Origin of the sequence: Bradyrhizobium lablabi, from assembly GCF_018131005.1 — a bacterium.
Taxonomy (GTDB): Bacteria; Pseudomonadota; Alphaproteobacteria; order Rhizobiales; family Xanthobacteraceae; genus Bradyrhizobium; species Bradyrhizobium lablabi_D.
In genome coordinates this window covers 197753-223775 of record NZ_JAFCJK010000007.1, presented here as the reverse complement: position 1 = coordinate 223775, position 26023 = coordinate 197753, and the positions used below count along the sequence as shown (strand labels likewise).

At 63.2% G+C, this 26023-nt stretch carries 31 protein-coding genes; 27 read left to right on the top strand and 4 right to left on the bottom strand.

The window, feature by feature from the left end; genetic code table 11:
* Positions 1-286 precede the first annotated feature (286 nt).
* On the top strand, positions 287-2452 hold the full coding sequence (locus tag JQ553_RS22545) for a DNA/RNA non-specific endonuclease (protein ID WP_212502206.1): 2166 nt from the start codon (positions 287-289) through the stop codon (positions 2450-2452).
* A 9-nt stretch (positions 2453-2461) separates the two neighbouring features.
* On the opposite strand, the gene JQ553_RS22540 is transcribed toward JQ553_RS22545, so the two are convergent.
* Positions 2462-3352, bottom strand: coding sequence for a LysR family transcriptional regulator (locus tag JQ553_RS22540; protein ID WP_212502406.1), 891 nt, complete (start codon positions 3350-3352; stop codon positions 2462-2464).
* Between the two features lie 217 nt (positions 3353-3569).
* On the opposite strand from JQ553_RS22540, the gene JQ553_RS22535 reads away from it, so the two are divergent.
* From JQ553_RS22535 to JQ553_RS22485, 11 genes are all read left to right on the top strand, one after another.
* Positions 3570-4646, top strand: a complete 1077-nt coding sequence (locus tag JQ553_RS22535; RefSeq protein ID WP_212502205.1) for a nitronate monooxygenase family protein — start codon at positions 3570-3572, stop codon at positions 4644-4646.
* Between the two features lie 122 nt (positions 4647-4768).
* A complete protein-coding gene (gene gatC / locus JQ553_RS22530; protein ID WP_212502204.1) occupies positions 4769-5056 on the top strand; it encodes an Asp-tRNA(Asn)/Glu-tRNA(Gln) amidotransferase subunit GatC in 288 nt (95 codons plus the stop codon).
* Between the two features lie 23 nt (positions 5057-5079).
* Entirely contained in the window at positions 5080-5292 is a 213-nt protein-coding gene (locus JQ553_RS22525) for a hypothetical protein (RefSeq protein ID WP_212502203.1), read from the top strand.
* Positions 5289-6764 carry an Asp-tRNA(Asn)/Glu-tRNA(Gln) amidotransferase subunit GatA gene (gatA, locus tag JQ553_RS22520; protein ID WP_212502202.1) on the top strand — a complete coding sequence of 492 codons (1476 nt, stop codon included), beginning with the start codon at positions 5289-5291 and terminating at the stop codon, positions 6762-6764. The genes JQ553_RS22525 and gatA overlap by 4 nt, the downstream gene beginning before the upstream one ends.
* 3 nt (positions 6765-6767) lie before the next feature.
* Positions 6768-7052, top strand: a complete 285-nt coding sequence (locus tag JQ553_RS22515; RefSeq protein WP_212502201.1) for a hypothetical protein — start codon at positions 6768-6770, stop codon at positions 7050-7052.
* 16 nt (positions 7053-7068) lie between these two features.
* Complete coding sequence (locus tag JQ553_RS22510) at positions 7069-7239, top strand: hypothetical protein (protein ID WP_249144514.1); 171 nt, start codon at positions 7069-7071, stop codon at positions 7237-7239.
* 110 nt (positions 7240-7349) lie between these two features.
* On the top strand, positions 7350-8837 hold the full coding sequence (gene gatB, locus JQ553_RS22505; RefSeq protein ID WP_212502200.1) for an Asp-tRNA(Asn)/Glu-tRNA(Gln) amidotransferase subunit GatB: 1488 nt from the start codon (positions 7350-7352) through the stop codon (positions 8835-8837).
* A gap of 1404 nt (positions 8838-10241) precedes the next feature.
* Positions 10242-10508 carry a hypothetical protein gene (locus tag JQ553_RS22500; RefSeq protein ID WP_212502199.1) on the top strand — a complete coding sequence of 89 codons (267 nt, stop codon included), beginning with the start codon at positions 10242-10244 and terminating at the stop codon, positions 10506-10508.
* A 1041-nt stretch (positions 10509-11549) separates the two neighbouring features.
* Positions 11550-13079, top strand: coding sequence for a GMC oxidoreductase (locus tag JQ553_RS22495; protein ID WP_212502198.1), 1530 nt, complete (start codon positions 11550-11552; stop codon positions 13077-13079).
* The gene (locus JQ553_RS22490; protein ID WP_212502197.1) at positions 13070-14098 is read left to right on the top strand and encodes a methyltransferase; all 1029 of its coding nucleotides are present in this window, start codon (positions 13070-13072) and stop codon (positions 14096-14098) included. Before JQ553_RS22495 ends, JQ553_RS22490 begins: the two co-directional genes overlap by 10 nt.
* Positions 14095-15261 (top strand): hypothetical protein, encoded by a 1167-nt coding sequence (locus tag JQ553_RS22485; RefSeq protein ID WP_212502196.1) that lies wholly within the window; start codon positions 14095-14097, stop codon positions 15259-15261. The genes JQ553_RS22490 and JQ553_RS22485 overlap by 4 nt, the downstream gene beginning before the upstream one ends.
* 966 nt (positions 15262-16227) lie before the next feature.
* Here JQ553_RS22485 and JQ553_RS22480 read toward each other — a convergent pair.
* Positions 16228-16653 carry a hypothetical protein gene (locus JQ553_RS22480; protein WP_212502195.1) on the bottom strand — a complete coding sequence of 142 codons (426 nt, stop codon included), beginning with the start codon at positions 16651-16653 and terminating at the stop codon, positions 16228-16230.
* Positions 16654-16833: 180 nt separating this feature from the next.
* Entirely contained in the window at positions 16834-17931 is a 1098-nt protein-coding gene (locus JQ553_RS22475; protein ID WP_312015186.1) for a site-specific integrase, read from the bottom strand.
* Between the two features lie 473 nt (positions 17932-18404).
* On the opposite strand from JQ553_RS22475, the gene JQ553_RS22470 reads away from it, so the two are divergent.
* The gene (locus tag JQ553_RS22470; RefSeq protein ID WP_212502193.1) at positions 18405-18983 is read left to right on the top strand and encodes a hypothetical protein; all 579 of its coding nucleotides are present in this window, start codon (positions 18405-18407) and stop codon (positions 18981-18983) included.
* Here JQ553_RS22470 and JQ553_RS22465 read toward each other — a convergent pair.
* On the bottom strand, positions 18947-19264 hold the full coding sequence (locus tag JQ553_RS22465) for a helix-turn-helix domain-containing protein (protein ID WP_212502192.1): 318 nt from the start codon (positions 19262-19264) through the stop codon (positions 18947-18949). The genes JQ553_RS22470 and JQ553_RS22465 overlap by 37 nt on opposite strands.
* A 99-nt stretch (positions 19265-19363) precedes the next feature.
* On the opposite strand from JQ553_RS22465, the gene JQ553_RS22460 reads away from it, so the two are divergent.
* The 14 genes from JQ553_RS22460 (at position 19364) to JQ553_RS22395 (ending at position 25991) form a co-directional block, all read left to right on the top strand.
* A complete protein-coding gene (locus tag JQ553_RS22460; RefSeq protein ID WP_212502191.1) occupies positions 19364-19558 on the top strand; it encodes a hypothetical protein in 195 nt (64 codons plus the stop codon).
* A gap of 19 nt (positions 19559-19577) precedes the next feature.
* On the top strand, positions 19578-19979 hold the full coding sequence (locus tag JQ553_RS22455) for a hypothetical protein (RefSeq protein WP_212502190.1): 402 nt from the start codon (positions 19578-19580) through the stop codon (positions 19977-19979).
* Between the two features lie 12 nt (positions 19980-19991).
* A complete protein-coding gene (locus JQ553_RS22450) occupies positions 19992-20156 on the top strand; it encodes a hypothetical protein (RefSeq protein ID WP_212502189.1) in 165 nt (54 codons plus the stop codon).
* On the top strand, positions 20153-20395 hold the full coding sequence (locus JQ553_RS22445; RefSeq protein WP_212502188.1) for a hypothetical protein: 243 nt from the start codon (positions 20153-20155) through the stop codon (positions 20393-20395). The genes JQ553_RS22450 and JQ553_RS22445 overlap by 4 nt, the downstream gene beginning before the upstream one ends.
* Complete coding sequence (locus tag JQ553_RS22440) at positions 20395-20886, top strand: HNH endonuclease (RefSeq protein WP_212502187.1); 492 nt, start codon at positions 20395-20397, stop codon at positions 20884-20886. The genes JQ553_RS22445 and JQ553_RS22440 overlap by 1 nt, the downstream gene beginning before the upstream one ends.
* The gene (locus JQ553_RS22435; RefSeq protein ID WP_212502186.1) at positions 20879-22819 is read left to right on the top strand and encodes a hypothetical protein; all 1941 of its coding nucleotides are present in this window, start codon (positions 20879-20881) and stop codon (positions 22817-22819) included. Before JQ553_RS22440 ends, JQ553_RS22435 begins: the two co-directional genes overlap by 8 nt.
* A complete protein-coding gene (locus JQ553_RS22430; protein WP_212502185.1) occupies positions 22816-23007 on the top strand; it encodes a hypothetical protein in 192 nt (63 codons plus the stop codon). The genes JQ553_RS22435 and JQ553_RS22430 overlap by 4 nt, the downstream gene beginning before the upstream one ends.
* Complete coding sequence (locus tag JQ553_RS22425; RefSeq protein WP_212502184.1) at positions 23004-23378, top strand: hypothetical protein; 375 nt, start codon at positions 23004-23006, stop codon at positions 23376-23378. Before JQ553_RS22430 ends, JQ553_RS22425 begins: the two co-directional genes overlap by 4 nt.
* Complete coding sequence (locus tag JQ553_RS22420) at positions 23375-23560, top strand: hypothetical protein (RefSeq protein WP_212502183.1); 186 nt, start codon at positions 23375-23377, stop codon at positions 23558-23560. Before JQ553_RS22425 ends, JQ553_RS22420 begins: the two co-directional genes overlap by 4 nt.
* 74 nt (positions 23561-23634) lie before the next feature.
* Positions 23635-23784, top strand: coding sequence for a hypothetical protein (locus JQ553_RS22415; protein WP_212502182.1), 150 nt, complete (start codon positions 23635-23637; stop codon positions 23782-23784).
* Positions 23771-24067 carry a hypothetical protein gene (locus JQ553_RS22410; RefSeq protein WP_212502181.1) on the top strand — a complete coding sequence of 99 codons (297 nt, stop codon included), beginning with the start codon at positions 23771-23773 and terminating at the stop codon, positions 24065-24067. Before JQ553_RS22415 ends, JQ553_RS22410 begins: the two co-directional genes overlap by 14 nt.
* Before the next feature lie 57 nt (positions 24068-24124).
* Entirely contained in the window at positions 24125-24892 is a 768-nt protein-coding gene (locus JQ553_RS22405) for a helix-turn-helix domain-containing protein (RefSeq protein WP_212502180.1), read from the top strand.
* Complete coding sequence (locus JQ553_RS22400; RefSeq protein ID WP_212502179.1) at positions 24853-25395, top strand: hypothetical protein; 543 nt, start codon at positions 24853-24855, stop codon at positions 25393-25395. Before JQ553_RS22405 ends, JQ553_RS22400 begins: the two co-directional genes overlap by 40 nt.
* Complete coding sequence (locus JQ553_RS22395) at positions 25392-25991, top strand: transcription termination/antitermination protein NusG (RefSeq protein ID WP_212502178.1); 600 nt, start codon at positions 25392-25394, stop codon at positions 25989-25991. The genes JQ553_RS22400 and JQ553_RS22395 overlap by 4 nt, the downstream gene beginning before the upstream one ends.
* Positions 25992-26023 lie beyond the last annotated feature (32 nt).

Genomic DNA, 26023 nt, shown 5'->3' with positions numbered 1-26023 from the left:
CCGAGGCGTCGCGCGCGCTCACGCTGATTTCCAAGGCTGCCACAATATTTCAATCGAACCGTCGCGCAGCTTTCACAAAAACAGCGCCTCGTCGACACGTTGCATGGCGACATGCCACAACCTTTATTTTCAAGCTGTGATCCTGATAACAGTCAGGACGGTTCGATTGTGAAACACCTACGCAACTGTGCGACAGCCGGCCCTTCGAATTTCATGCTCCCCACGGGTCGGCCCGATCCGGGTTTCCTGGAGCATGGATTGGTTTGTCTTTGACCGGGAGGAAATGATGCTGATCAAACCGAACCTCATCGCCAAGTCGGAGCAGCGCTTCAAGCAGGCGGATTTTTCGCCGCGGGAGCTCAATCGCAAGCTGGGTGATGGCCCGATCAAGATGTCGGTTCAGAAGAAGCAACTGCGCCAGCGTCAACTGCTGGAGCAGACCGACGATCCGCAGCTGGTCCAGATCGGGCTCGAGCGGATCATCCAGGGCAACGACCTCGACAGCATCAACTACCTGGCCAAAGGGACGCAGGCCTCGCACTCGATCTGCCGCATTCAGCTCAAGGATGCGCGCGCCAACCTGATCGGCTATGCGTCAGGCTTCATGATCGGCCCCGGCCTGTTGATGACCAATCATCACGTGTTCGGCAATCCCGCCGACGCCACCAACTCGATCGCCGATTTCGACTACGAGCTTGATATTGCCGGAGCAGAGCGCACGCCCGTCCGGTTCGGCTTTCAGCCCGAGAAATTCTTCTACACCAATGACCGGCTGGATTACTCGATCGTGGCGGTCGCGCCGACGTCGCAATCGGGGGGGCGCGACCTCGTCGAGTGGGGATGGTTGCCGCTGAGCGGCGAGCCCGGCAAGGGCGATCCCGGCGAGTATCTCACCATCATTCAGCATCCAGGCGGCCAAACCAAGCAGGTCTGCGTGCGCGAGAACAAGCTGCTCAAATATGCCGGCGATTTCGTGTGGTACCTGACCGACACCACCGCCGGCTCCTCGGGCTCGCCGGCCTTCAACCGGTTCTGGCAGGTGATCGCGCTGCATCACAGCGGCGTCCCGAAGAAGGACTCGCAAAACCGGATCCTGACCAAGGATGGCAAGGTCTGGGACGCCTCGATGGACGAGTCGCTGATCGACTGGATCGCCAACGAGGGCGCGCGCGTCAGCGCGATCGTCGCAGACCTCAAGGTGGCGGTTGGCTCGAACCAGGTGATCCGGCCAGTGCTGGATCAAGTCGCGCCCCCTGCGCCTGTGGTTGCGATAGAAAAGGCGTCGGCTGCGCTCGAGCCGGTGCTGTACGGCAACAATGCGTGGCTTGAACAATCCGGCGACGCCACCTCGCTGGTCGTACCCATTCGTGTCCCGCTTCCGGTGATCAAGCGGCAGGTCATCGTTGTCCCGGCTGCGCCGGCGGCCGCCGCTCCGGTGCCTCCCGTCACGCCCGCGGGGCCGCGCGTGGGCGCCGCGACCGGTATGGTGATCGAGGCGGTGCACATCGACCAGACGACATTGGGCTCGCGTCCCGGCTACAAGCCCAACTTCATCGGCGCCGGCAAGCTGTCGGTCCCGCTGCCGAAGCTGCCGGCTGCGCTCAAATCGAAGGTGGCGACGCTGACAGGCCGTTCCGGACAGTCCGAGTTGAAATACTTCAACTACAGCGTGGTGATGAACAAGGAACGCAAGCTCGCGTTCTTCAGTTGCGTCAATATCGACGGTGGCAAGCAGCAGGATGTCGGCAAGCGCGAGGGTGACCGCTGGTTCAAGGACACGCGCCTCGATGAGGGCCTCCAGGTGGGCGACGAGTTCTACAAGAAGCAATCGACGTTCGAGGCGGACCGTAGCGCCAATCCGTTCGACCGCGGTCATCTGGTTCGCCGCCTCGATGCCACCTGGGGCGACACTGTCGCGGAGGCCAAGGAGCACGGCGACGATTCCTTCCACTTCACCAACGCCACGCCGCAGTTCTTCTCCTTCAACCAGGGCAAGCAATTGTGGGCCGGGCTCGAGGACTATACGCGCGACGTGCTGCTGAAGGACGAGCAGAAGGGCATCGTAATGAACGGGCCGGTGTTCGATGGGCCCGACGCCGACGGCTCCGATCTACCCAACCCGTCCGGAAGGCCGCACAAGGATCCGACCTTCGGCGGCGTCCAGATTCCCAAATATTTTTGGAAGATTCTGATCACCAAGGGTGATGACGGCCTGAAGGCCGCGGCATTCCTCATGAGCCAGCGCGACCTGATCATGGACATCGACCGCATTCACGAGGCGGATATGCTGGAGAGGCTGTCGGAGGCCGACGTCAAGGTCTTCCAGGTCTCGATCGCGGACCTGACGAAACTGACGAAGCTCGATTTCGGCAATCTCGATGCCGCCGACACCCATGAGGCGACCGCAATCGGGCCGCGCCGGATCGAGTCGTTCGACGACATCCGGATCTGACGCGTTTCCTCACGCCGCGACCACGCGATCGTCGCCGTCGAGGCAGGCCACAAAGCCCTGCAGCGCGCTATACTGATGCGCGGTGCGGCGCTGGATGAACAGCGTCTCGACCCGCGTATGCTGCGGGCTGAGCTTGTGGATGTTGACGTCACCCCTGACGTAGTCGCGCTCGACGACGGCGCGCGGCAGCATCGTCACGCCCATGTCGGCGGCGACGCAGCCGATCATGCCGTCGAGCGTTCCGAGTTCGAAACGAGCCGCCGACGGCCAGCCGAACTCGGCGAAGACCTGTTCAAGGCGCTGCCGATAAGTGCAGCCGGTGCGGAAGACGAGCGCGGTCGGCCCGGATTCCGACGTGCCGGCGCGCAACGCGGCGAGGGTCTTCCAGCGCTGCGCGGAGACCAGCACCAGTTCTTCGCGGAAGGCGACGGTCGAGATGAGTTCGGCGTGTTCGATCGGCCCGGCAACGAACGCGCCGTCGAGCGAGCCATCGAGCACGGCGGCGACGAGGTCGGCGGTCGTCGCCGTACTCAGCGTCAGGCGCACCGCGGGGAAGCGGCGGTGAAATTCGGCGAGCAGCATTGGCAGGCGCACCGCGGCCGTCGTCTCCATTGAGCCGATCGACAACGGTCCTTTCGGCTCTCCGTCGTCGCGCGCCGCGAGCACCGCTTCTCGTGACAGCGCCGCCATGCGTTGCGCGTAAGGCAAGAGCCTGCGGCCGGCGCCGGTCAGCGTCATGCCGCGACTGTGGCGCTCGAAAAGCGCTGTGCCGATCTCGGCTTCGAGAGCCTTGATCCGCTGGGTGACATTCGACTGAACGGTGTTGAGCTCGTCAGCGGCACGGGTAATGCCCCCGAGCCTTGCGACAGTTGAGAAAGTGAGGAGATCGGTCAACTCCATCTCATAGCCCGTTTCATTTCGGAGATAGCAGCGTTCTTTAGTATTCATTTTCCGAGAATGCTAAGCCGGCTTAGACTTGCTGTCCAGTAGAGGGAGCAAACGTATGCCGATCAGCACTGAATTGACGGCGCTTCTGGGCATGCGGCACCCGATCCTGCTGGCGCCGATGGACACAATCTGGCTTCCTTCTGTCGTCTGATAATCCGCGAGGCAAATCATGTGGCCGGACCGCCGAATAATCGATCTCTTCAAGACCGAGTTCCCGATTGTGCTGGCGCCGATGGCGGGTGCAATGGACGCGGAGCTGGCGATTGCCGTGGCTGAGGGCGGCGGGCTCGGCTCTCTGCCATGCGCGCTGCTGTCGGCGGACAAGGCGCGTGAGCAGGTCAACATCGTTCGCCAGCGCGTTGCCGCTCCGGTCAACCTGAATTTCTTCTCCCACAAGGCGGTCGAGACCGATCTGGCGCGCGAGGCGGCGTGGCGGCAGCGGCTTGCGCCGTATTATCGCGAGCATGGGCTCGACCCCAACGCGCCCGTCAACGCCGCGAACCGTGCGCCGTTCGACGCCGCGTTCTGCGAAGTGGTCGAGGAGCTGAAGCCCGAGGTGGTCAGTTTCCATTTCGGTCTGCCGGAGCCGAAATTGGTCCAGCGCGTGAAGGCGGCGGGCTGCCTCGTGGTGTCGTCCGCCACCACTGTGAAGGAGGCGATCTGGCTCGAGGAGAACGGTGCCGACGTCATCATCGCGCAGGGCGCCGAGGCGGGCGGCCATCGCGGCATGTTCCTGACCGACAATATCGCCGAGCAGCCCGGCACGTTCGCATTGGTGCCGCAGGTGGTCGATGCGGCGAAGGTGCCTGTCATCGCAGCCGGCGGCATTGCCGATGGACGAGGGATCGCAGCCGCGTTCGCGCTGGGTGCATCCGGCGTGCAGATCGGCTCGGCCTATCTGCGCTGCCCGGAGTCCAAACTGAGCGCGCCGCAGCGTACTGCGTTGGCACAAGCGGGAGACGAGTCGACCGTCATCACCAATGTCATGACTGGCCGGCCCGCGCGCGGCGTCGCCAACCGCGTCATGCGCGAGGTCGGTCCGATCTCGCACGACGCGCCGGCGTTCCCCCACGCCGCGACCGCCCTCGCACCGTTGAAGGCGGCCGCCGAGAAGCAGGGCAGGGTCGATTTCACCAATCTGTGGGCCGGCCAGGCGATCAGAATGGGGCGTGAAATGCCCGCCGCCGAGCTGACCCGGGCGCTGGCGGGCGCCGCGCTGGCACGAATGAGCCGGATGGCGGGCTGAGCTGTTTCGCAGTCCCCCCTAACGAGAGGTAAGACTCCTCCGGCGGCTGGCCGCCGCGGTTGCGGCGCAAAACCGGCCTCTGCTATACGGCGGGCTGCAGTTCCAGCCTGAGGCCCTATATAATGTCCGTTGACGCCACGACCGTTCGCCGCATCGCGCATCTGGCGCGAATTGCAGTCAGTGACGCCGAAGTTCCCCATCTCCAGGGCGAACTGAACGCGATTTTGGCCTTTGTCGAGCAGTTGTCGGAAGTGAAGATCGACGGCGTCGAGCCTATGACCTCGGTGACGCCGATGGAGATGAAGAAGCGCGCCGATGTGGTCAAAGATGGCGACATCGCCGACGATATCGTCAGGAATGCGCCCGACGCGCAAAACCATTTCTTCCTGGTGCCCAAGGTGGTTGAATAACTCGCTTAAGGGACGACAATTCGATGTGCCTGCTTTGCGACGACGAAAAGGCCTATCAGGCCTACATGAACTATCTCGACGCGATGGAGCGGCAGGGCAAGACCGCCGATCCAAACAAGGCGATCGATGCCGTCCTCGACCAGCTTGAGGCCGCCGACAAGGCCTTTGCCAGGCAGGATGATCCCGCCAACGACAAGACCCTGTCTCCGTTCTTCTGCAGCCCGATCAATAAATGACTGATTTGACATCGATGACCATCGCCGAGGCCAAGGCCGGCCTCGCGAACAAGTCCTTCACTGCGCTCGAATTGACCGATGCGCATCTCACCGCGATCGAAGCCGCGCGTGTGCTCAACGCGTACGTGCTGGAGACGCCGGACCGTGCGCGCGAGATGGCGAAGGCCGCGGACGCGAAGATTGCAAAGGGCGAGGGCGGCCCGCTCGCCGGCATACCGCTCGGCATCAAGGATCTGTTCGCGACCCGCGACATCCGCACGACGGCATGCTCGAAGATCCTCGGCAATTTCATCCCGCCCTACGAGTCGACCGTGACCTCGCAGCTCTGGCGTGACGGCGCTGTGCTGCTTGGCAAGCTCAACAACGACGAATTTGCGATGGGCTCGTCGAACGAGACATCCTGCTTTGGCCCGGTGATCAATCCTTGGCGGCGCGAAGGCTCCAACACCGATCTGGTGCCGGGCGGTTCGTCGGGTGGTTCGGCGTCGGCGGTGGCGGCGCTCTTGTGCATGGGCGCGACCGCGACCGACACCGGCGGCTCGATCCGTCAGCCGGCCGCCTTCACCGCGACCGTCGGCGTCAAGCCCACCTATGGCCGCTGCTCGCGCTGGGGTATCGTGGCGTTCGCGTCCTCGCTCGATCAGGCCGGCCCGATCGCGCGCAGCGTGCGTGACGCGGCAATCCTGATGCGCTCGATGGCCGGCCATGATCCCAAGGACACGACGTCGGCCGAGATCGGCGTGCCCGACTACGAGGCTGCGATCGGCAAATCCGTGAAGGGCATGAGGATCGGCATCCCCAAGGAGTATCGACTCGACGGCATGCCGGCGGAGATCGAGAAACTCTGGAGCGAGGGGGCGGCATGGCTGAAGGCGGCCGGCGCCGAGCTCGTCGAGATCTCGCTGCCGCACACCAAATACGCACTGCCGGCTTATTATATCGTGGCGCCGGCGGAGGCTTCGTCCAACCTCGCGCGCTACGACGGCGTGCGCTACGGATTGCGCATGCCGGGCCGCTCGATCGGAGAGATGTACGAGAACACCCGCGCCGAAGGCTTTGGCGACGAGGTGCGCCGCCGCGTGATGATCGGCACCTATGTGCTGTCGGCCGGCTACTATGATGCCTATTACCTGCGCGCGCAGAAAGTGCGGACGCTGATCAAGAAGGACTTCGAGGACTGCTTCGCCAAAGGGGTGAACGCGATCCTGACACCGGCCACGCCGTCGGCGGCGTTTGGCGTTGGCGAGAAGGGCGGCGCCGATCCGGTCGAGATGTATCTCAACGACATCTTCACGGTAACCGTGAACATGGCGGGCCTGCCCGGCATTGCCGTTCCCGCGGGCAAGGATGTGCAGGACCTGCCGCTCGGTCTGCAACTGATCGGGCGTCCGTTCGACGAGGAGACCTTGTTCTCCCTCGGCGAGGTGATCGAGCAGGCCGCCGGCCGCTTCACGCCGGCGAAATGGTGGTGAGCGATGGCGGATTTCCGCCAGAGCCTCGCTGACGCAGCGCCCGCGCCGACGCTGTCGCCGCCGCTCGCGGCGCTGTGGTGGGCCGCCAAGGGCGATTGGGACCGGGCGCACAGGATCGTGCAGGATGAGGGTGACGCCAACTCCGCCCGGGTGCACGCCTATCTGCATCGCGTCGAAGGCGACCTCGGCAACGCGGGCTACTGGTACCGTCAAGCCCGCCAGCCAGTGGCCAAGGATTCGCTCGATGCCGAATGGGAGCGGATCGTCTCCGCTCTCCTGACGCCGTGAAGGCGCAACCGCGCCGGTGCCGCAATGGCTCGAGTTCGACCGGCTGGGATCCGACCGCGCCGGCATACTCAACGCCATCCCGACGCGGTTCGCGTTGCCGCCGGAGCAGGTCGATCAGTTGATCTCGGGCGGCGCCGATGCGCTGCGCACCAGCAAGGCCTACCAGTCGTTCCGCCACGGCCTGTAATCCGCCCGCGTCATGGACGCCCCGTACCCTCGAAGCCCGCTTGACTGGAGCGGTCGGTTGCGCGAAGCCCAAACCATCCCAGATATCAATTTGTCCGGAAAACCAGAGCCATGAATGCACCTGCCGCACCCCATAGACTGATCAAAGGCGCGACCGGCGACTGGGAAGTCGTGATCGGCATGGAGATCCATGCCCAGGTCACCTCGAATGCAAAGCTGTTCTCGGGCGCATCGACGGCGTTCGGCGGTGAGCCAAATTGCCATGTCTCGCTGGTCGATGCGGCGATGCCGGGCATGCTGCCCGTGATCAACGAGGAGTGCGTCCGCCAGGCGGTGCGCACCGGGCTTGGCCTGAACGCGAAGATCAACCTGCGCTCGGTGTTCGACCGCAAGAACTATTTCTATCCGGACCTGCCGCAAGGCTACCAGATCAGCCAGTACAAGTCGCCGATCGTGGGCGAGGGCGAAGTGCTGGTCGAACTCGACGGCGGACGCAGCGTGGCGGTCGGGATCGAGCGGCTGCACCTGGAACAGGACGCCGGCAAATTGCTGCACGACCAGTCGCCGACGATGTCCTATGTCGATCTCAATCGCTCCGGCGTCGCACTGATGGAGATCGTCTCCAAGCCCGACATCCGCGACGCCGAGCAGGCCAAGGCCTATGTGACCAAGCTTCGCTCGATCCTGCGCTATCTCGGCACCTGCGACGGCGACATGGAGAAGGGCAATCTGCGCGCGGACGTCAACGTCTCGGTGCGCCGCTTTGGCGAGACCGCGCTTGGCACCCGATGCGAAATCAAGAACATGAACTCGGTCAACTTCATCGGCCAGGCGATCGAGTATGAGGCGCGTCGGCAGATCGACATCATCGAGGATGGCGGCACCATCGACCAGGAGACCCGCCTGTTCGACCCGAACAAGGGCGAGACGCGCTCGATGCGCTCAAAGGAAGAGGCGCACGACTACCGTTACTTCCCCGATCCCGACCTGCTGCCGCTCGAATTCGGCCAAGGCTTCGTCGACGATCTCAAGGCGCATCTGCCGGAACTGCCGGATCAGAAGAAGTCCCGGTTTATTGCGGGCTTCGGCCTGTCGCCCTATGATGCAGGCGTGCTTGTGGCTGAGCGCGAGAGCGCCGACTTCTACGAGACGGTGCTCGGCGGCCTCGCCGACAAGGCGCGCGACGGCAAACTCGCCGCCAACTGGGTGATCAACGAGCTGTTCGGACGACTGAACAAGGAAAACCGTGACATCGCCGCGTCGCCGGTGTCGGCCGCGCAGCTCGCAGCGATCGTCGATCTGATCGGCGAGGGAACGATTTCCGGCAAGATCGCCAAGGACTTGTTCGAGATCGTCTGGCAGGAAGGCGGTGATCCGCGCGCGCTCGTCGAGGAGCGCGGCATGAAGCAGGTCACCGATCTCGGCGCGATCGAAAAGGTGGTGGACGACATCATCACGGCAAATCCGGACAAGGTTGCGCAAGCCAAGGCGAAGCCGCAACTGGTGGGCTGGTTCGTCGGTCAGGTGATGAAGTCGTCGGGCGGCAAGGCGAACCCGCAGGCCGTGAACGACCTGCTCAAGTCCAAGCTCGGCATCTGAGCGAACGGCGAGGCGGAGCCGCACGCGCGAGCGCGGCGTGCCATTTTGCCTCACACGCGGCCATGTGACGCCCGTCACGGCCGAATCGCCGAAACGAGGATTCGTCCGGAAATCCGGTCTTAGCGACCGCCGATGAGGCAAAAGTGGGCTTACCCACGAAAAATTTTTCATCGCCCAAAATTGCGACTCAGGCTGGGTGACGACGCGCTTTTCGGCGACGGCTTCGACTCGCGACGATGACTATCGCGCGTTGCGCAATGAAAATGCGAATTCAAGAAATGCCTGCAATACAGGCGTTTCCTGCAACGTTCACAAATGCCGATGTCGACGACTGTTGCGTTTTTTGCATCACTCGCGCGAACGCATCTTCGATTTTTCGGCCGACGCTCGCTGCACGCCCAAGCATCGCCGCGTCAACACTTCCTTAAGCGGGACGCTGTTTTTTTCGACGGGTTGGTGTATTCGGGATGCAGTGCATTTCGATTCCCGAGTGCACGCAGCGAAAAGCAAGCCATCTCACATACTGGAGGGCAACATGGCTAAGAAGGCAAAGAAGGCGAAGAAGGCGAAGAGCGCAGTGAAGAAGACTGCGAAGAAGACCCGCAAGGTCGCCAAGAAGAAGAAGTAAGCCTCTCGCCTTGAGAGGTTCGCCGGTAGCTTGAAGCCGGCACGTCACAAGAGCCATCGGTCGGACTGCCAGCAGGCAAATCCACCTCAAGGCTCTGGTCGACGAGAGAGGGTGTCGGCGAGACATCAGGTCAAACGGCTGGATCGTATTTCGGAACGGGTTCGCCCTTCCCAAACCGGTCCGGCAGAAGAAACAGAGATTTCTTCGTTCGGTGCGGATCCGCTGTTCCGCAATTTCACCGGCGCGAATGCCCAAGTGAAGTCTGGTCCTGACGTGTTCGCCGACGCCCTCGTTCCGGCAGTCCGCGCGGTCTGCGCCCCCGGCGCCTTTTTCCATATCCCATCACAAGCCACTCGAAGAACCGTCCGTAGCCACGGAAGGCTGGCCCTTTACGATCGGTGGCAGGGTGCCGCCGCCGACGGCACCCGGCGCATCTGTGTCGACGGCGGCTGCCCTTTGCCGGCGATGGTTATCTTTATCCGAAACAGCAGGGTAAATCGGCGTTCACGAACTAAGAGAAGTGCCTGCGCCACAGGCATTTTTGCGATTCCTGGAAACGCGGGATGCCGCCGGAATTTACACCCCGTTCATCGCGATACTTAAGCCGCTCTTCAAACTTGATGCGCCATGATCAGCCAACAAGCCGGTAAACGGCGAGCGCATGATCGGTCGGCGCGCGAGCGGTGGCGATCAGCACGGGGAAAGCAAGGCGTTAAACAGTGGACGGGGGCCGCGCTCGGGGGAGGGCGGCCAACAAGAAAAAGGGGAGTTGCGACATGTTTCAGGGCTTCATCGATCAGGACGCCGCTATTCCGGTTGCGGCGACCGCGATCCAGGACGTGCTGTTCGAGCGCGGCCTGTACTGGGCGAGCGGCCGCTCCGGCGTGGTCAATCTCGTCGCGGCGCACAAATGGTTCAATCTGGCGGCGTTGAAGGGCCGAACCGATGCGCTCGCCATGCGTCGGGAGGTCGCTGAGCAGATGTCGGATATCGATGTCGCCATGGCCCAACGCGAGGCCCGTGCCTGGATGGCGACGAACTGACTTTTCGCGATCGGGCAGTCCGCGGACGCCCGGCGGCCTCCGCATGCATAGAGGTGCCCTTGTGCCGGCGCTTCCGACGCGGGCTCGTGTTGCCGCCTCGGCGATGACGGCGCATGACAACGACGTTGGGGACTGCGCTCGCGCCCCGCTCGGCTTCTCACGACACCAGCAACGGATAGGCGTCGGCAACGCCTGGACTGCCGCCAGCTTGCAGGTCGTCGCCATGGTCCCGTCGATTTGACCGGTCGTGAGGCCGCGACGGGTTGCGCTCGGCCATCACCGCATCACCTAAAGGGCGAGTTGGAGCCGATTGCGATGCGCCCTGCTTTGATCGTGGGCCTTTTGGTCACGCTATTGTGCGCTTCCGCCGAGGCCGCAACGGTGCGTCGCCCGCATGCGCGGCATCACCATATAATCGTTCATCCCTCCCAGGAGATGATAGCTCCCCGGTGGTACTCGTTTCCAGGCTACAAGCCTATTCCTCCGGAAGAGAACAGAAATCTAGATCCGTCCAACTACGGCAGCGGTTAGCGGTCGTGACACCAAGTCACGATGCGAAGGCGCGGCAAGCGCACCGTCCAGTCTTGTCCCCGACGAAAACCGCCGCGGCCCGAAGGTAAGCGGTTCCCCGATTGGGGAGATGCGGCCCGCGCGCTGCATAAGCGCCGGCAGACGGTCGTTTGGAGCGCGTGCGATGTGCTCCGGGCTGCAATCGCACACACCGGTCTTCCTGGAGATGGGCACCGTCGAGGATGTTCAACGCCTTCTGAATTTTTGCGACGTGGGGTCCCGCCGAGCCCGGTGTGAAACGTTCTTATCTCGCGTTTCAGTTGCAATCCGATTTTAGAACGCCGCAACAATTCTGTAATTGACGCGGCCGATGGTCTCGCTGGGCCAAGGGAAGGCTCATTGTCCGCCAGTACATAACCGCGGTGGCGACCGCGGCTATCACAGGGCAATCAACAACAGAACCTGCAAATCGAGTGCGCAGACTTGGTATCTGCCAGCCCCGGTGTGCCTCTGTGGACCGTGAGTTGAGGGATGAGATACGACATCATCATCGTCGGCACCGGTGCCGGCGGCGGCACGCTCGCCTGGGCACTCGCGCAGTCAGGTAAGCGTATCCTTATGCTGGAGCGTGGCGAATACATTTCTCGCGAACCCGAGAACTGGTCGGCCGGGGCGGTGATCCGTCAGCGCCGCTATCGCTCGAACGAGATTTGGTACGACGAGATCGGACGGACGTACCGCGCGCCCACTCACTACTGTGTCGGCGGCAATACTAAGTTCTATGGCTCGGCCCTCCTGCGCTTCCGACGGCAGGATTTCGACAAGGTGGTGCACGCCGAGGGAATTTCGCCCGCGTGGCCGCTCAACTATAGCGATTTCGAGCCCTACTACACCCGAGCCGAGTGGCTCTACGACGTTCACGGTGAGCGCGGCATTGACCCCACCGAGCCCGCGGCTAGTGCGCCGTATCCTCATCCGCGCATCGAGCATGCCCCGCGCATTGCTCAGCTCGAGAGCGACTTGCGCGAACTCGGCTACCATCCCTTTCATGTACCGCTCGGGCTCCTGACACACCAGGCGGGCCCCGAGCGCTGTGTCCCTTGCGCCACGTGCGGCGGGTTTGCCTGCTTTCTGCACGCCAAAGCCGATGCGCAAATTGCATGCGTCGACCCCGCCCTGAAGTTTCCGAACGTTACGATATTAACCGGCGCTCGCGCCGTGCGTCTTCATACCGATGCCTCCGGCTGCGTGGTTACGGCTGTCGAAGTGATGCATGGAGACGAACGCGAACGCTACGAAGCCGACATCGTGGTCGTCTCCTGCGGCGCATTGAACTCGGCGGCCTTGCTGTTGCGCTCAGCTAACTCGCATCATCCCGGTGGCCTGGCCAACGGCTCGGGCGTGGTTGGCCGCTTCTACATGCGTCACATCAACAGCTGCTTCGTCGCAGTATCACATGTTCCAAACGATACAATCTTCCAGAAGACCCTCGCGTTCAACGACTTCTACTTCGGCGAACACGACTTTCCATATCCCATGGGCAATGTGCAGCTGCTCGGGCGCGCCTCGCCGGAGTCGCTCGCGGCCGGTCCGCTCACCTTGCCACCGGATGTCAGCGTCGACGATCTGCTGAAACGGGGAATCGACCTGTGCGTCATGTCCGAGGATCTACCGAACCCGGACAACCGCCTCACCCTTGCCGCCGATGGCTCCATCACAATGCGTTACAGCGAAAACAATATGCGTGGCCATCTGCGACTCATCTCAAAGCTCACCGATACGCTCGAACACATCGGTTGTGCTCCGTACCTGATTGAGACGCCATCTTACTGCGACCGGTCCAACTCGGTCGGCGGCGTCAACCATCAGTGTGGCACGGTGCGGTTCGGCACCGATCCGCGCACCTCGGCGCTCGATATCAACTGCAAGGCCCACGAGCTCGACAACCTTTATGTCGTTGACAGCAGCTTCTTCCCATCAAGTGGCTCGACCAACCCATCGCTGACCATTGCCGCTAATGCGCTCCGCGTAGGTGATCACATTCTGGAGAAATGGCAGTGATTCTTGATTCCCCGCGCCCCGCCGAAGCCCTCGACATGCTCTCGCTGATCACGAGTTACCGCGTCACCCAAGTCATTCACGTCGCGGCGCGCCTCGGCGTCGCCGACCTGCTTACCGACGGCGATAGAGACATAGAATACCTCGCCGAACGTACGAGGACGCACGCATCTTCGCTTTATCGGGTGCTGCGCGCCCTTGCTGGTCTGGGCATTGTGCGCGAGGGCAAATCACGAGTGTTCGCTCTCACCAGGCTTGGTCAATCGTTGCGAAGCGACGTCTCGGGCTCGATGCGAGCTTGGGCGATGATGGTCGGAGGAGAGCATCACTGGGATCCATGGGGTCGTTTGATCGACACCGTGCACAATGGCACGCCGGCCTTCGAGCACGTATTCGGCAAGGGTCCGTTCCAGTACTACCGTGAGCATCCCGACGCCGAGCAGATATTCCAAGCGGCCCTCAAAGGGCTCACAGAGGTTGTCAATCCGGCAATCCTCGATGCGTACGACTTTAGCGCTTTTCGCAGGATAGCCGACATAGGCGGTGGGACCGGTCGCCTGATAGCGTCGTTACTGCAGGCTCATCCTGGCGCAAGCGGCATACTGTTCGACCAGCGCGATGTTATCGCGCGGGCGCATCCGCTCATTGAGGAGGCGCGACTGCAGGGGCGCTGCGAATTGATCGCCGGCGACTTCTTCAGTGGTGTACCTTGCGGCGCCGATGCTTACCTTCTCAAGCAAATCCTTCACGATTGGGACGATGAACGGTCGATCGCCATCCTCCGGCAGTGCCGCCAAGCCCTGACCGAACAGGGCCGCTTGCTCATCATCGAAACCGTGATCCCATCAGGGAATGGTCCGTTCTACGGCAAGCTGCTCGATATCGAGATGCTCGTCAGCTACCCCGGGCGCGAGCGCACTTCCGATGAGTACCGCGCGTTGCTGATCAAGGCGGGATTGAAACTCACGCGCATCGCCCGAACCAGTACGTTCGTCAGCATTATCGAAGCGGTCGTCTCGTGACCACATCGCGAGTATCTACGCCTGATCGGCGTGAAGACACGCGGTATGCAGTCAGGCCGCTTGACGGAATCACATGCGTCCGCATCGGCTACGGCAAGGTTGCGGCCATTCACGAGCAATTCCTGCGCGGCGCCGGCGTTGCGACACTCGCCGTTCTGGACGACGAGGCCGAACGCCGGGCTGCCGCTGTCGGTGACGGATATCGCGTTGTCGGAAGCCTCAACGAAGCCTCCGAGCTGAGCCCGACCTTCTGGGATGTCTGCGCGTCAACCGCAAGTCATGCCCGGCTCATTGATGGCATCGCACGCGTCAATCCGGCCGCACGGATCCTGATCGAAAAGCCTGTCTGTGATTTTGCGGACATCCAGCGCTTGCGGATGACGCTCGCTAGAAACAGCTTGCAGATCGTCGTCAATGAGAACTACTTCTCGTCCGAAGTAACCGAACGCGTGCGCCGGATCGCATTCGAGGAACTCGGACTGCGGCCGAAACGTTTGCTGGTCGAGATGACCAAGCATCGGCTGCGCGATGCGTTGAGTGGCCGGTTCATGGATCATGCGCTCGGGGCTTTTGGATACGAAGGCCCGCATCTCGTGGCGATCGCCAGGCAGTTCATACCGTCGCTATCGGAGGACGATGTTGTAGGTGCCTCGCTCGAGGACACTGCCGTCATCGATGAGGGAGGTCCGCAGAAATTCCAGGGGCAGGGCGGTGGCACGATACGGCTTGTCAGCCGCGAAGGTATCGCGGTGGAACTGTACACCTCGCTGCTCGGAGTTCCCCGGCACCTCGTACCGCCCTACACCGACGAAACCGTAAGGCTGTTGCGATCTGGCGATGATGTCCGATACCGCATGGTCAGCGTGCAGGGAGTCGATCGTACCGGACGAGAACTCTCGGTCGCGGGGTTCTACGAGCCCATCGTTGGCCTTTTGCGTGGTGAAGGTGCAGTCGCAATTCTCAGCGACGGCCGCCCTATGCGCTTTGTTGGGCCTTTTGCCGACGACACGATGAGGCTTCACCTCATTCGCGCGGTCCGACACCTCTGCGATGGTGCTCCAAATCCTTGCAACGTCGAAACGGCGATCGAATGTGTCAACCTGCTCAATCGTGCGCGCCGTTTGGCCGGAGCCGTCCTGCTGGAGTATGAGGAGACTGGCTGAGGTGCGCGGCTTGGGGCGCGCCGCAACGCAGGTGGCTAATCCCGTTGCGGGAGGTGGGGATGCCGTGGCGGCGCGTGGGACAGGTTGCTGGATACAGGCCTATTCCTCCGTAAGAACACCAACTATGGCAGCGGGTAAGCTCGGTCTCTGCTCGGGCCATTGGCGCGAATGCACGGCAGGCACGCCGCGGGTGCTTGTCTGCGAGGGAAACTCCTCTTGCTTGACGGTGAAGCCGCTACCAGATTGGGGCGACACGGTCGGTGCATCACATGAGAACTGGCGGTCGGTCGCTGAGAGCAAATGCTATGCGTTCTGCCTTGACCATGGGCCTGTTGATCATCCTTTGCGCTTCTGCGAACGCCGCGACGGTGCGTCACCACCGCGCGCGCCAACCGCCGATTGTTCGTTCGGGCGAAAGCGTGACATCGCCGAACCGCTTCGCGGTGCCTGGCTGGAGCGATGAGGCGACGCGGCGATGGCTCGATGACGCTTCGGCGAATGTCGGCCGAGGAGGATAGTCGGGCCGTGGTGCGGCCAACGACAAGCGCACCATCGACGTGTCAGCGATCTCATCAGCGGGGCTGCCCGGCGGAGATCGGCCGGACCACTGCGTGCATCGGCGAGGGTGCATTGGCGCATTCCGGCGCGGTGGCGCGCCGCCCGCGTCGGTGGGAAGGACTAGTGCTGTCTCCGCTTGGCTTTGGTCGTTTTCCGTTGCCGGTAAGCTTTGAATTGAACCAAGAGTTGTTGAGGATCCAACGTTTCCGCTTGTCTAACCTGCTCTCTCAACCACTCCAACTCGACAAGTTGTTCGAGTAGATCAGGTGAGAATTGTTCCAATAGTAATCGTCGTTTCTCAGAAATTCGGACCTTCTGTCTCATTTCCCCAATTCCTATCCGCGCGGCAAACATTCTCTACGTCTTACGCTGTGCAGGGGTCGCGAAATATCCGGGAAATCACTGGCGCTACTTTAGGCTGATCTTTCGTGGTGTGGCACCTCCCGAAATCGACGGATTGTTCAGGCTTAGCGTGTGTCGTGCTCTGCTCGGCACGAGGCCTCCCGTCGCCTGAAACTCCATTTTACGAAGTCGTTCTTTCGATAGGCAGAATTGGAGCGGCTCAAGACGCTGTTGGAAGCTATCGCTGTATTTGTTATCTCTGCATTTTCGGGTTGTGTCCGCGCGGCTGCCCGCCTCAGCGAACAAAACGGATGGCAGCCCGACGGAGGGTGCAATGTCGCCCATGATGGTCCGGCAAAAAGCAGCAGCCCGAACGGCCAGCCGCCTGTCAAGACGAAGAGGCTTGCCGCGCAAAGCTTCTGTCTCCCGCTCCAGCTCTGGCTTGGACTTGCCGCGGTTCAGCACCCGCTTGACCCCGACGCGGGCAAACATGGTTGGCGCGTCGGACGTATTTACTGATCCAAGTATTTGATTTTACATAGAATATGGCGGAGACGGAGGGATTCGAACCCTCGATAGGCCTTTACAAGCCTATAACGGTTTAGCAAATCGAGAAGGCGAGACCTGAAAAATCTCACCTAAGCGATTAGAAAGTCTCGGTTATTGACTAATTTATGCGGTGTCAAACCGCTCTAGCTGTGCCGGGTTTTGTGACGGCCCGCCTTTGGCTCGGGCGGCTTCTTCCGGCGTCAGGAATTCCAGATAAAGCTCGGTGGTGGTGATGCTCTTGTGGTTCAAATGCTGCTGTAACGTGTAGATATTGCCGCCATTTTTCAGATACCAGACCGAGTAGAAGTGGCGCAGGTGATGGAAAGTCATCGGGCGGAATTCGCGCGCTTCCGCCTGTGCCGCCTTTTGTGCCGACTTGACGAGCTCGTTGAAGCGCGCCGAGGCGTTCCGGTACGGTTCCCCGTTGCCATGCCAGAACAGCCATTTGCCCGTCAGGTGAGCCGGGATCGACGCCATGCCGGCGAAGGCCTGATCCGATAGCTGGATGGTGCGGAACTGGTTGCCCTTGCGGCGGATCGTGAGCTGCCTGCGCTCGCGATCGAGCAGCCGCCGCTCGGACTTGACCAGCTCGTCCTGCCGGCAACCGGAATCCCGGGCCGCCTCGATCATCCTGGCGAAGTTGCCGGGCGCGCGGGCGATGACATACGCAATATCCTCGGCGAGCGGTAGGATGATCGGGTCGCGCCGTTCCTTCAGCTTCTTCAGCCGCCGCAGGGCGGGGTTGCTCTCGTCCTCGCCGCGCCAGCCTTCATCGATCGCAAACTCGATCACGCTGGAAAGCGCCGTGAGGTCCCGCCGGATGGTCGCCGTAGTCGCACCGGCCGCGCGGCGGTCGCGGACGATCTCGCCGATCACGGTCTTGTCGATCTCGTCGATGAAGAGGGGGAGGAGGTTGGGCTCGAGCTGCTTCAGCGAGACGGCATAGCGCTCGGCCGTCGATGGGCCGACCTGTGTGATGATATGGGGCGTCCAGGCGGCAACGGCGTCCTGATAGGTCTTGCGGTCCTCGCCGAACTTGGCGGCGCCTATTTCGCGCTCGCGCCACTCGCGGGCTCTTTTCCGAGCAGTTGGGCCATGGCTCGTTGATAGGCTTCCGCGGAACTCTTTGCCGCCGACTTGAAACCGCGCCCAATAGATCTTGCCGCGGAGGAACGTGTTTGTTGCCGTTCGCCCCTCGTCTCCTCGCGATCGCTTTGACACGGCTGCCGCTCTCCATTGGCAATCCAGGCACGAAACTTCGCCTCGTCGAAGGTCCAGCACTTGCACGGCTTGGACGCGCCGGGGATATCGCCCCGCGCGGCCGCGGCCTGCAACGTGCGTGCGGTCTCTCCGGAGATCTCAATGGCCCGCGCCATCTTGATTCGTTCCTGTCCGCTGACAAGGACTTGACGGGGCATCTTAGACGTCGGCCGCGTTTGCACAATCACCGGGAGCGTCCGCTAGCGAGGTCAACTTCATCGTGTTCGTGTCCCCGTTTTCCTCTGCCGCGTTGGTTAACTGACGTGGTTTCGAAGAGTTGTATTGTCAGCGCTGAGCCTGCTTGAATGAATGGCTGCAAGCGCGAACCGGCGGATAGGTTCGGCGATTCTAGAAGCGCAAGCATTAGCAAATCGTGGATACATTGGAAAATGTATACACGCAATGCTTATCGATGTGAGATTTGGGGAAGGAAAATGGCACTATCTAAAATCATGGCCCTGCAGGCCACGGATGCGTCGCGCCGGGCGGCACTACAACTGGCGTTTCAGCTACCCGAAAATATCGAGGAGGCGCGCGGCGTTCTGCACGATACCCGATACCTGCTCGAAAATTTCCTGATTATTGGGCCACGGGAGGTTGTGCAGCCGCCGCCGATCCAGCTGCAGCCGCGAGCGTCGCGGCCACTATCGGTAGCGCGAATCTTGCTGCTGACGGTTCCCGGCGCTGGCATATTCGGTCTGCTTGCAGCGCTTGCGGCCTATGCCTCCGGCCAGGAAATGGGATCGAGCTTTGTTCTGGCTGTTGGCGTCGTGCTGGCGACGCTGGTGCTTGGGCGCCGCAGCGGGGCGCTGTTCGCGCTACTCGGGGTCGTCAGCCACAATCTGCTCGTGGTGCCACCGGTCCTAGAATTCAGTGCGCCGACATTCCCCGAGTTCCTTCGGCTGGCCGGCCTGCTCGCGTTGGTGCTGGTGCTGCCGACGGCGGCGGCATGCGCGTCACCGCTGCGCGAAATGTGTCAGCGCTTCGGCCGCTCCTGGTGTCTTTTCTGCTGAAGGGCGGTAGCCAGGTTGACCGGCAGGCCTGACGCCAGGCCGCGATAGATCCAATCCAGCGAGACGCCCGTTGCGGCGCAAATCTTGATCGCTTGGTCGACCGAGATGCGCCGCAACCCGGTTTCGTAGTTGTTGATCGCCTGCGGTTCGATCCCGACCAGGCGGCCAAAGGCGGCCTGGTGGAGGCCGAGGGCCTCCCTGGTCAGTTTCAAGCGCTCGGCGATGGCCTTGACGTCCCTGGACATGCGGCCAAGGTCGCCGAAATGCTCCGGGTCGGCCATAAACGGTTTGCTTTCGTTTTCAATATAAGCAGATCGTGTATACATTTTGGCCTCATGAATGATTCGCAGCTGAAAAGTCCGATCCGCACGGCGGCGGGCGTGATCGACGCGCTCGGCGGGACTACCGCGGCAGCCAGGCTCGGCGAAACGACGCCGCAGCAAATGACGAACGCGCGGACGCGCAACCGGCTGCCTTACCCGACCTTCCTGATTTTTCTGGATGCGCTCGCGGCGCTCGAAAAGAGCGCCGACCCGAGGCTCTGGGGGATCAAGCCGCTGAAGCGGCAACGCTAAGCATACTGGGACATTACACATGGGGCAGGAAGCTAATCGGGTTTCGGCCAGGAAAGCAAAGAAAGGCACCGGCCATTTGGCCGGGCGAAGCCGGCCAGATGGCCGGACGATCGCGCCGGCGATGGAAGTTTTCCGCGACCTTTTCCCACAGCAGACGGCGGCCGAGCTCGCGATCCGGACCGGCGCTGACATCCGCCATTGCGAGCGTTGTCTCGGTGGTTATCGCGACCTCGGCTCGGGCTTCCAGGCCAAGCTGCTGCAGTCCGACGTCGGCGACAAGATCCTCGAGGCGATCATGGGGGAAGCGCGGCCGGCCTGGTGGATCGGATTCAAAAAGCAGCTCGAGCTGTCAAAGCTGGTCAAGGCCGAGGCCGAGCTGCGCAAGCAGATCGAAACCATGCAGCGCGGCATGGCGGATTGAGCGGGGGCGACAATGGGGGAAAGCGTGCTCGGGGGGATCGATGTCGACGATCTGCAATTTTTCGTGACGATGGCTTGCGTCCTGGTCGTCGGCGCGTTCGCCGCGGTCGGCGTCGCGATGATGCCGTTTCGCTCTGAGCGCGATCGTGGCGCCGGCTATCGGTGGGCGCGGCGATGAGCGGCAAGGGCAAAGTCCGCGCGGTGCGCGCCGTCCTGTTCGGCCTCGAGCGCAACCGGATCATTGGCGCGGTGCGGCTTGCGATTGTCGGCAATGACGAGGTGCCGGAGCTCGTCATGCTCGACGGCGAGCCGTTCCTCAAGATGCCGGCGCCGGCGCAATGGGAAAGCCGCGACGTGTTCTGCTACGCGCAGACGCGACCGTTCCGCGTCGACGGCGGCCTGATCGAGGCTGTGTGATGCACGGCACGTTTGCCGCGGCCCGCAGGCAGCTCGAGATCGTCCAGGCCGACGACCTCATCGACCTTTCTGATACGCCGTGGCGGCGGATCTGGCTGTCGACGCGCGAGCCGATCTGGACGCTGGTCGACGCGATCGATTTCCCGTGGCTGTCGGAGAACATTTGGAACGTCTGGCACGCCGGCCGCGGTGACTGGATGCGCTATGCAAAGCGCAACGTTGATGTGTCGCGCGCGACCGTGCGCATGCATCGCGAGATTCAGATCGCGGCCGACCCGCGCGACGAGGCGTTTATCGCCTCGCGTGTGGTCGACCACATCAACGGCCAGACGCTCGACAACCGCCGCGCAAACCTGCGCTGGGCCACCAAGTCCGAAAACGCAATCAACCGCCGCGGGCGCGGCCGGGCGCCAGGACTCGAGGACACCGTCCGCGAGCTCGTCGCCGGCCTCGGCGTGCGGCCTCAACTGGCGGAGATCCCATTTGACTGAGCTAGTCCGATATGAGGCTGCCTGTCGCGCGCTGGCCGAGGCCGTCGCGGTCGACGAGGTCCTCACCATCCGCGACCAGGGCGAGGCGCTGCGGCTGGCCGCCAGGGTCGCGAAAAATCTCGATCTGGAGATCCAGGCGGCGCAGCTCCGGTTTCGGGCGGAGCGGCGCCTCGGCGAGCTCGTCAAGGCGCAAAAGGAAACCGTGGGTCTCAATCGCGGCCGAGCTGGCGCCGGCCGGCCGCGTTTAGGCAGTTCCGAGCAGGAACAGCCTAAACCCGACGAGCGGCCGACGCTGGCCGAGGCCGGGATCGACCGCAAGCTGTCGTCGAAGGCGCAGCGCCTGGCCGCGATGGATGCGGCCGAATTCGAGGCGGCGCTCGGCCGGCACGAGCAGGAGATGCGCGCCGGCGCCGGCCGCGTCGCGATGGATCTCGCAAAGGTCGGCGCCGAGGAAAAGGGCCGCGAGCATCGCCGCAATCTGGCGCAGGCGCTGTCGGATGCCGCGGCGCTGCAGCCGACCGGGCGGAAATATCCGGTGATCTATGCCGATCCGCCGTGGCATCGAAATCAGGGCGTCACAGGCCGTTCCTATGAAAACCATTATCCGACCATGTCCTGGTCGGAAACCTGCGCGCTGCCGATCCGCGACATGGTGCTGCCGGATGCCTGGCTGTTTCTGTGGATTCCGCGCGCGCATCTGCTCGCCTGGCATGAGGCCGAGGTCGAGGCGACCGACGCCAGGACCGGCGAGAGCCTCAAGGTCCGCGCGCCGATGCCGCTCGCCTCGGCCGTCGCGCTGTCGTGGGGCTTTGAGGAATATTCGACCGCGTTCGTCTGGACCAAGAACGATGACGAGCATCCGGACGAGGCCGGCGGTGCCGTCCTGGTGCGCGACCAGGACGAGCTGCTCTTGCTGTTCAAGCGGGGGCGTGGCCTGCCGAAGCCGGCCGGCGGCGAAAAGTTCGGCTCCAATCATCGCGAGCGCTCGCGGCCGCTCGGTCACTCGCGCAAGCCGGAGCATTACCGGCGTATGATCTCCGCCATGAGCGGCGGCGTGCCGGCGCTCGAGCTGTTCGCGCGCGTCGATGCCGAGCATCCGCTGCCGGCCGGATGGGATGCCTGGGGCAACCAGGCCAGCGCAACGCCGCAAGCCGTTGTCGCGACCGTGGCCGGCGCGAGCGATAGCTCGTCGCCACCGCCGCGCAAGCGTCTCCGACAGCTGCTCGAGGAGGGCGGCGATTCTAACGATTCCCAAGCGATCGCGGGCGAGAGCTCGGCGCCAGGTGCGGCGCCGGCGGGTATAGAACCGCCCGCGGATCGGGCTGCCGATGGCCGGTCATCGGACGAGGCCGTAGCGGGTAGCCATAGCGCTGCGGCCTCACAGTTTGCGGACGCCGGACCTCAAGCCGGCGAACGTCCAGCCCTTTCGGCCGATGTTGCCTCGGCGCCGATCGGGACAGTCGTTTCGCGCGTCGCCGTCGACGTCGCGACCGACAGGTCGTCGACGAACGGCCGCGCCGATGCAGCCGCGCCGCCGGCGAACCGACCTGGACGCGACATTCCCGACGACGACCTCGAGATCCCGGCGTTCCTGCGCCGGCAGTCGCGCGAGCCGGTGACGAAAGCTGTTCTGCGCGAGTTCGCCGCGCAGCGCGAGCTGGATCTCTCGCGCCGCGATCTGCTGCCCGCCGAGGTCGTCGACAACAAGCTGCAGACGCGGCTGCCGTTGACCGAGGACGAGCTCGACATGCAGGCCGCGCTGCTCGCGATCGACGCGGGCCAAACGATCGACGGCGGCATGGTGCGGCATCTGGTCGGCGCCGGCTTCGCACACTGCACGGCGAACGACGTCAAGGTGACGGACGTGGGCCGCGAATTCCTGGCGCAGCTGGTGACGCCGCCGGCGTCGGTCGAGCTCGAGGCGCGCGCATGAGCAAAGTCTCGCTCTCTCAACAGATCGATGCGGTCGAGACCGAGCTCCGGGAACGGCGCAGCGGCACGCGCGCCAAGATGAGCCGCTCGGTTGCGGAATTTCACACCAAGCGCCTCGAGGCGGCCGCAGCAACGCTGCGCTGGCTGCAGGACAACGAGGCGCGCATCAAGGGGGCACTGGAGCAATGACGAAGATCGAGGCGCACCACACCATTTCGCCGCGCGCGATGCGGCGAGTCATCCTGGAATCGCCCTTTGCCGGCGAGATCGACGCCAATGTCGCCTATGCACGCGCCTGTATCCGTGACGCGCTGCTGCGCGGCGAGGCGCCGCTGGCATCGCATCTGCTCTACACGCAGCCGGGAATCCTCAACGACAACGACCGCAACGAGCGCGCGCACGGTATCAACGCCGGCCATGCCTGGATGCATCTTGCCGATGCCGTCGTCGTCTATGTCGACCGTGGGATCTCTGCCGGCATGCAGGCCGGCATGAACCTTGCGCGCTTTAACGGCATTCCGATCGAGCGCCGCTCGCTGCTCGGAAAGGCTGTACCATGACGCAGGTCGAGATCGCAGGCCTCGCCGTCCTGGCGTTCGGTCTATTCATGTTCGGATATTCGCTCGGCTGGATGCATCGCGCGGCGCGGCTCGGTTGCGTTGTCCTCGAGGTTGCCTCGCAGGAGGCGATCGACGGCATGCGTGCCGACCTCGAGGCGGCCGTTCGGCGGTCGCAGCGGTGAGCGCGACGCGGCACAGATGGGGCGAAAAGGTCCGCTTTCCCTTCAAAACCGAACAGCAATGCAGTCGCTGCGAAATGGTCAAGGTCGGCCGCCATGAGCAGGAAGGCGGACGCGATCGCTACTGGATCGAATTCTGGCGCGACGAAGAGCGGCTCGGAACCAACGCGACGCCGCTGTGCGATGCGCGTCTCGAGGTCAGACCCGGCATCAATGCCTGGAGCTGACGCCGTCCTGCGTTGCCTAGCGGCTGGTGGGCCGCAGGCGGTCAACCTGGCAGACGTCATCTGCCAACTCGTGCTGCAAGGCGCCGAGCTCGGCGAGCTCGAGGAATCCGAGATCCCGGACCGCGCGGCGATCGCCGCCGGCGTTGTCGATCCGCCGTTGCTCAAGCGGCGGCGTTTCCGGCGCGAATGGCTCGATCGGCTCGGCGACGCAATCTCGCTCGGCGCGATTTCGCGGCTGTCGGCCGGCAGGATCGTCGAGCGCTTGCTGCAGCCGCGGCCGTGAATTTTCAGTGTTTGTTGCGTCAGCGTCTCCCGAAATCCTTACTTAGGACGTGAAACCATGACGACCGCGAAACGGCGTCCGCGCCGCATCGCTGCCGACGAGGCGCATAGCTGGGCGCGCAACCTCCGACTGCGCAACGTCTCGGCCAAAGCCGTGCTGACAAACCTGACGCTCTATGTCGACGGCGAGGGCTTCTGCTGGGTCGGAATCCCCTCGCTTGCCGAAGACCTGGAAATGTCGGCTGACACAATCCGCCGCCGTCTTTCCTGGCTCGAGGAGATCGGCGCGATCTTACGCCAGCCGCAATGGATCGACGAGTATGGCAACCGCAATAGCGACAGCCGCGGCCGGCGCACCACCGACAAGATCCGCCTCCTGTTCGAGGCCGACATCGATGCGATCGAGGCGAGGGCGGCTGGCCGCGCGGTCGCAGACGAAAGAGAAGCAAATTCAACCCCATCTGACCCTAGCAATTTGCGAGGGTCAGACGACGACGCTGACCCTGGCAACTTGCGAGGGTCAGACCCTCGGCTGGGACTCGGCCGACCCTCGCAATCGTGCGAGGGCCTAATCTCTGAACCTGAACCTGAACTTCCCCCTAAGTCCCCCTCCGGGGGATTACCGGGCGATCGCAAGCAGGTCGAGGAAGCCGAGCCGGAGGAGTTCGGGCCGACCTTCGACGCCTATGTCGGCCATGAGGTCATGCGACGGGACCGGCGCTCGAGGAATTCCGGCTGCTGTCGCCGGACGAGCGCGCCTGGTGTCGCCACGCGGTGCCGCTCTGCATGGCGAAATTGCGCGAGCTCAAGCAGCGCCGGCCGATGAATTTTCACCTCTGGGTGCGGACGCGCGGCTTCAAGGAATTCCCGGCGCCTGGCGCCGCGCCCGCGAGGCCTGCGCCTCCACCTCGGCGGTTCGTCCAGGGCAACGAGCTCAAGGGCTTGGCCGTGGCGACGCAGATCGCCGAGCGGCGAAAGCTGCCGGTTATCCGCGAGCCGCCGATCGGTGAGGGCGTCTGGACGTCGCTGCCTCCGCAACCTGACCTCGTCGCGCTGGCTGTGCATGCCGGCATCGATCGCGAGGCCTGGCAAGTCGTCGACGTGGGGACGCCGCAGTTTGCCGCCTGGCGCGATCGGCTGCAGCTCTGGCTCGGCGCCCCGCCGCAGGCGGAGCGGATTTTCCTCGAGCCTTTCGATCCGAACGTTCACGGCGTCTCGTCGTCGAATCCGAATTTCAGATTGCGCAAAGCAAAACAGGGTTTCCGCGTGCCGGCGCTGTGGCCGCCGCGCCGCGATGGAACGTGGCAAGTCGCAGGGGAGAGCGAATGAACATGGGGTACTACAAGGGGCAGATAGTTGGCTATGTGCCGGTTGATGTCGAGCCGATCGCGGTACCTGCCGTGCCGTCGCGTTGGTACCTGTGGCGGATCACGCCGGGCCGTGACGCAAAGGTCATGCAGGCATTTGCGCGAATGAATCTCTCCGGTTATTCGCCGGCGATTGTCAGGACGATCGATCGCGGTCGAGGCGGCGAGGTTCGCAAGTCACATCTCGGCAGGCTCGTCACCAGGGCGTTTCTCCCAGGCCTGCTGTTCGTTCCTGATTTTGAGGTCGATCAGTCGTACCTCGCAATCAGGGCGATCGACGACGTTGATGACTTGCTCAAGGTCGGCGAGTTCATTCCGACGATGTCAGCGGACGAGATGCGCAAGCTACGGCTGATCGTCGCTGCACTCAACGTGCCGCGAGCTCGGCGCAAATTTGCGATCGGCGAGCTCGTTCGCATCGTCGACGGGCCAATGGCGCAATTTGTCGGCAAGATCGAGCGCCTTGACTCAAAGGGCCGACTCAAAGTGTTTATCGACGCCATCACGCGCGGCGTCTCTGTCCAGATTAGCGAGACGCAGGTCGAGCCGGCAGTCTAGATCGCCACGCGACTAGGACGGTTCGACGAACG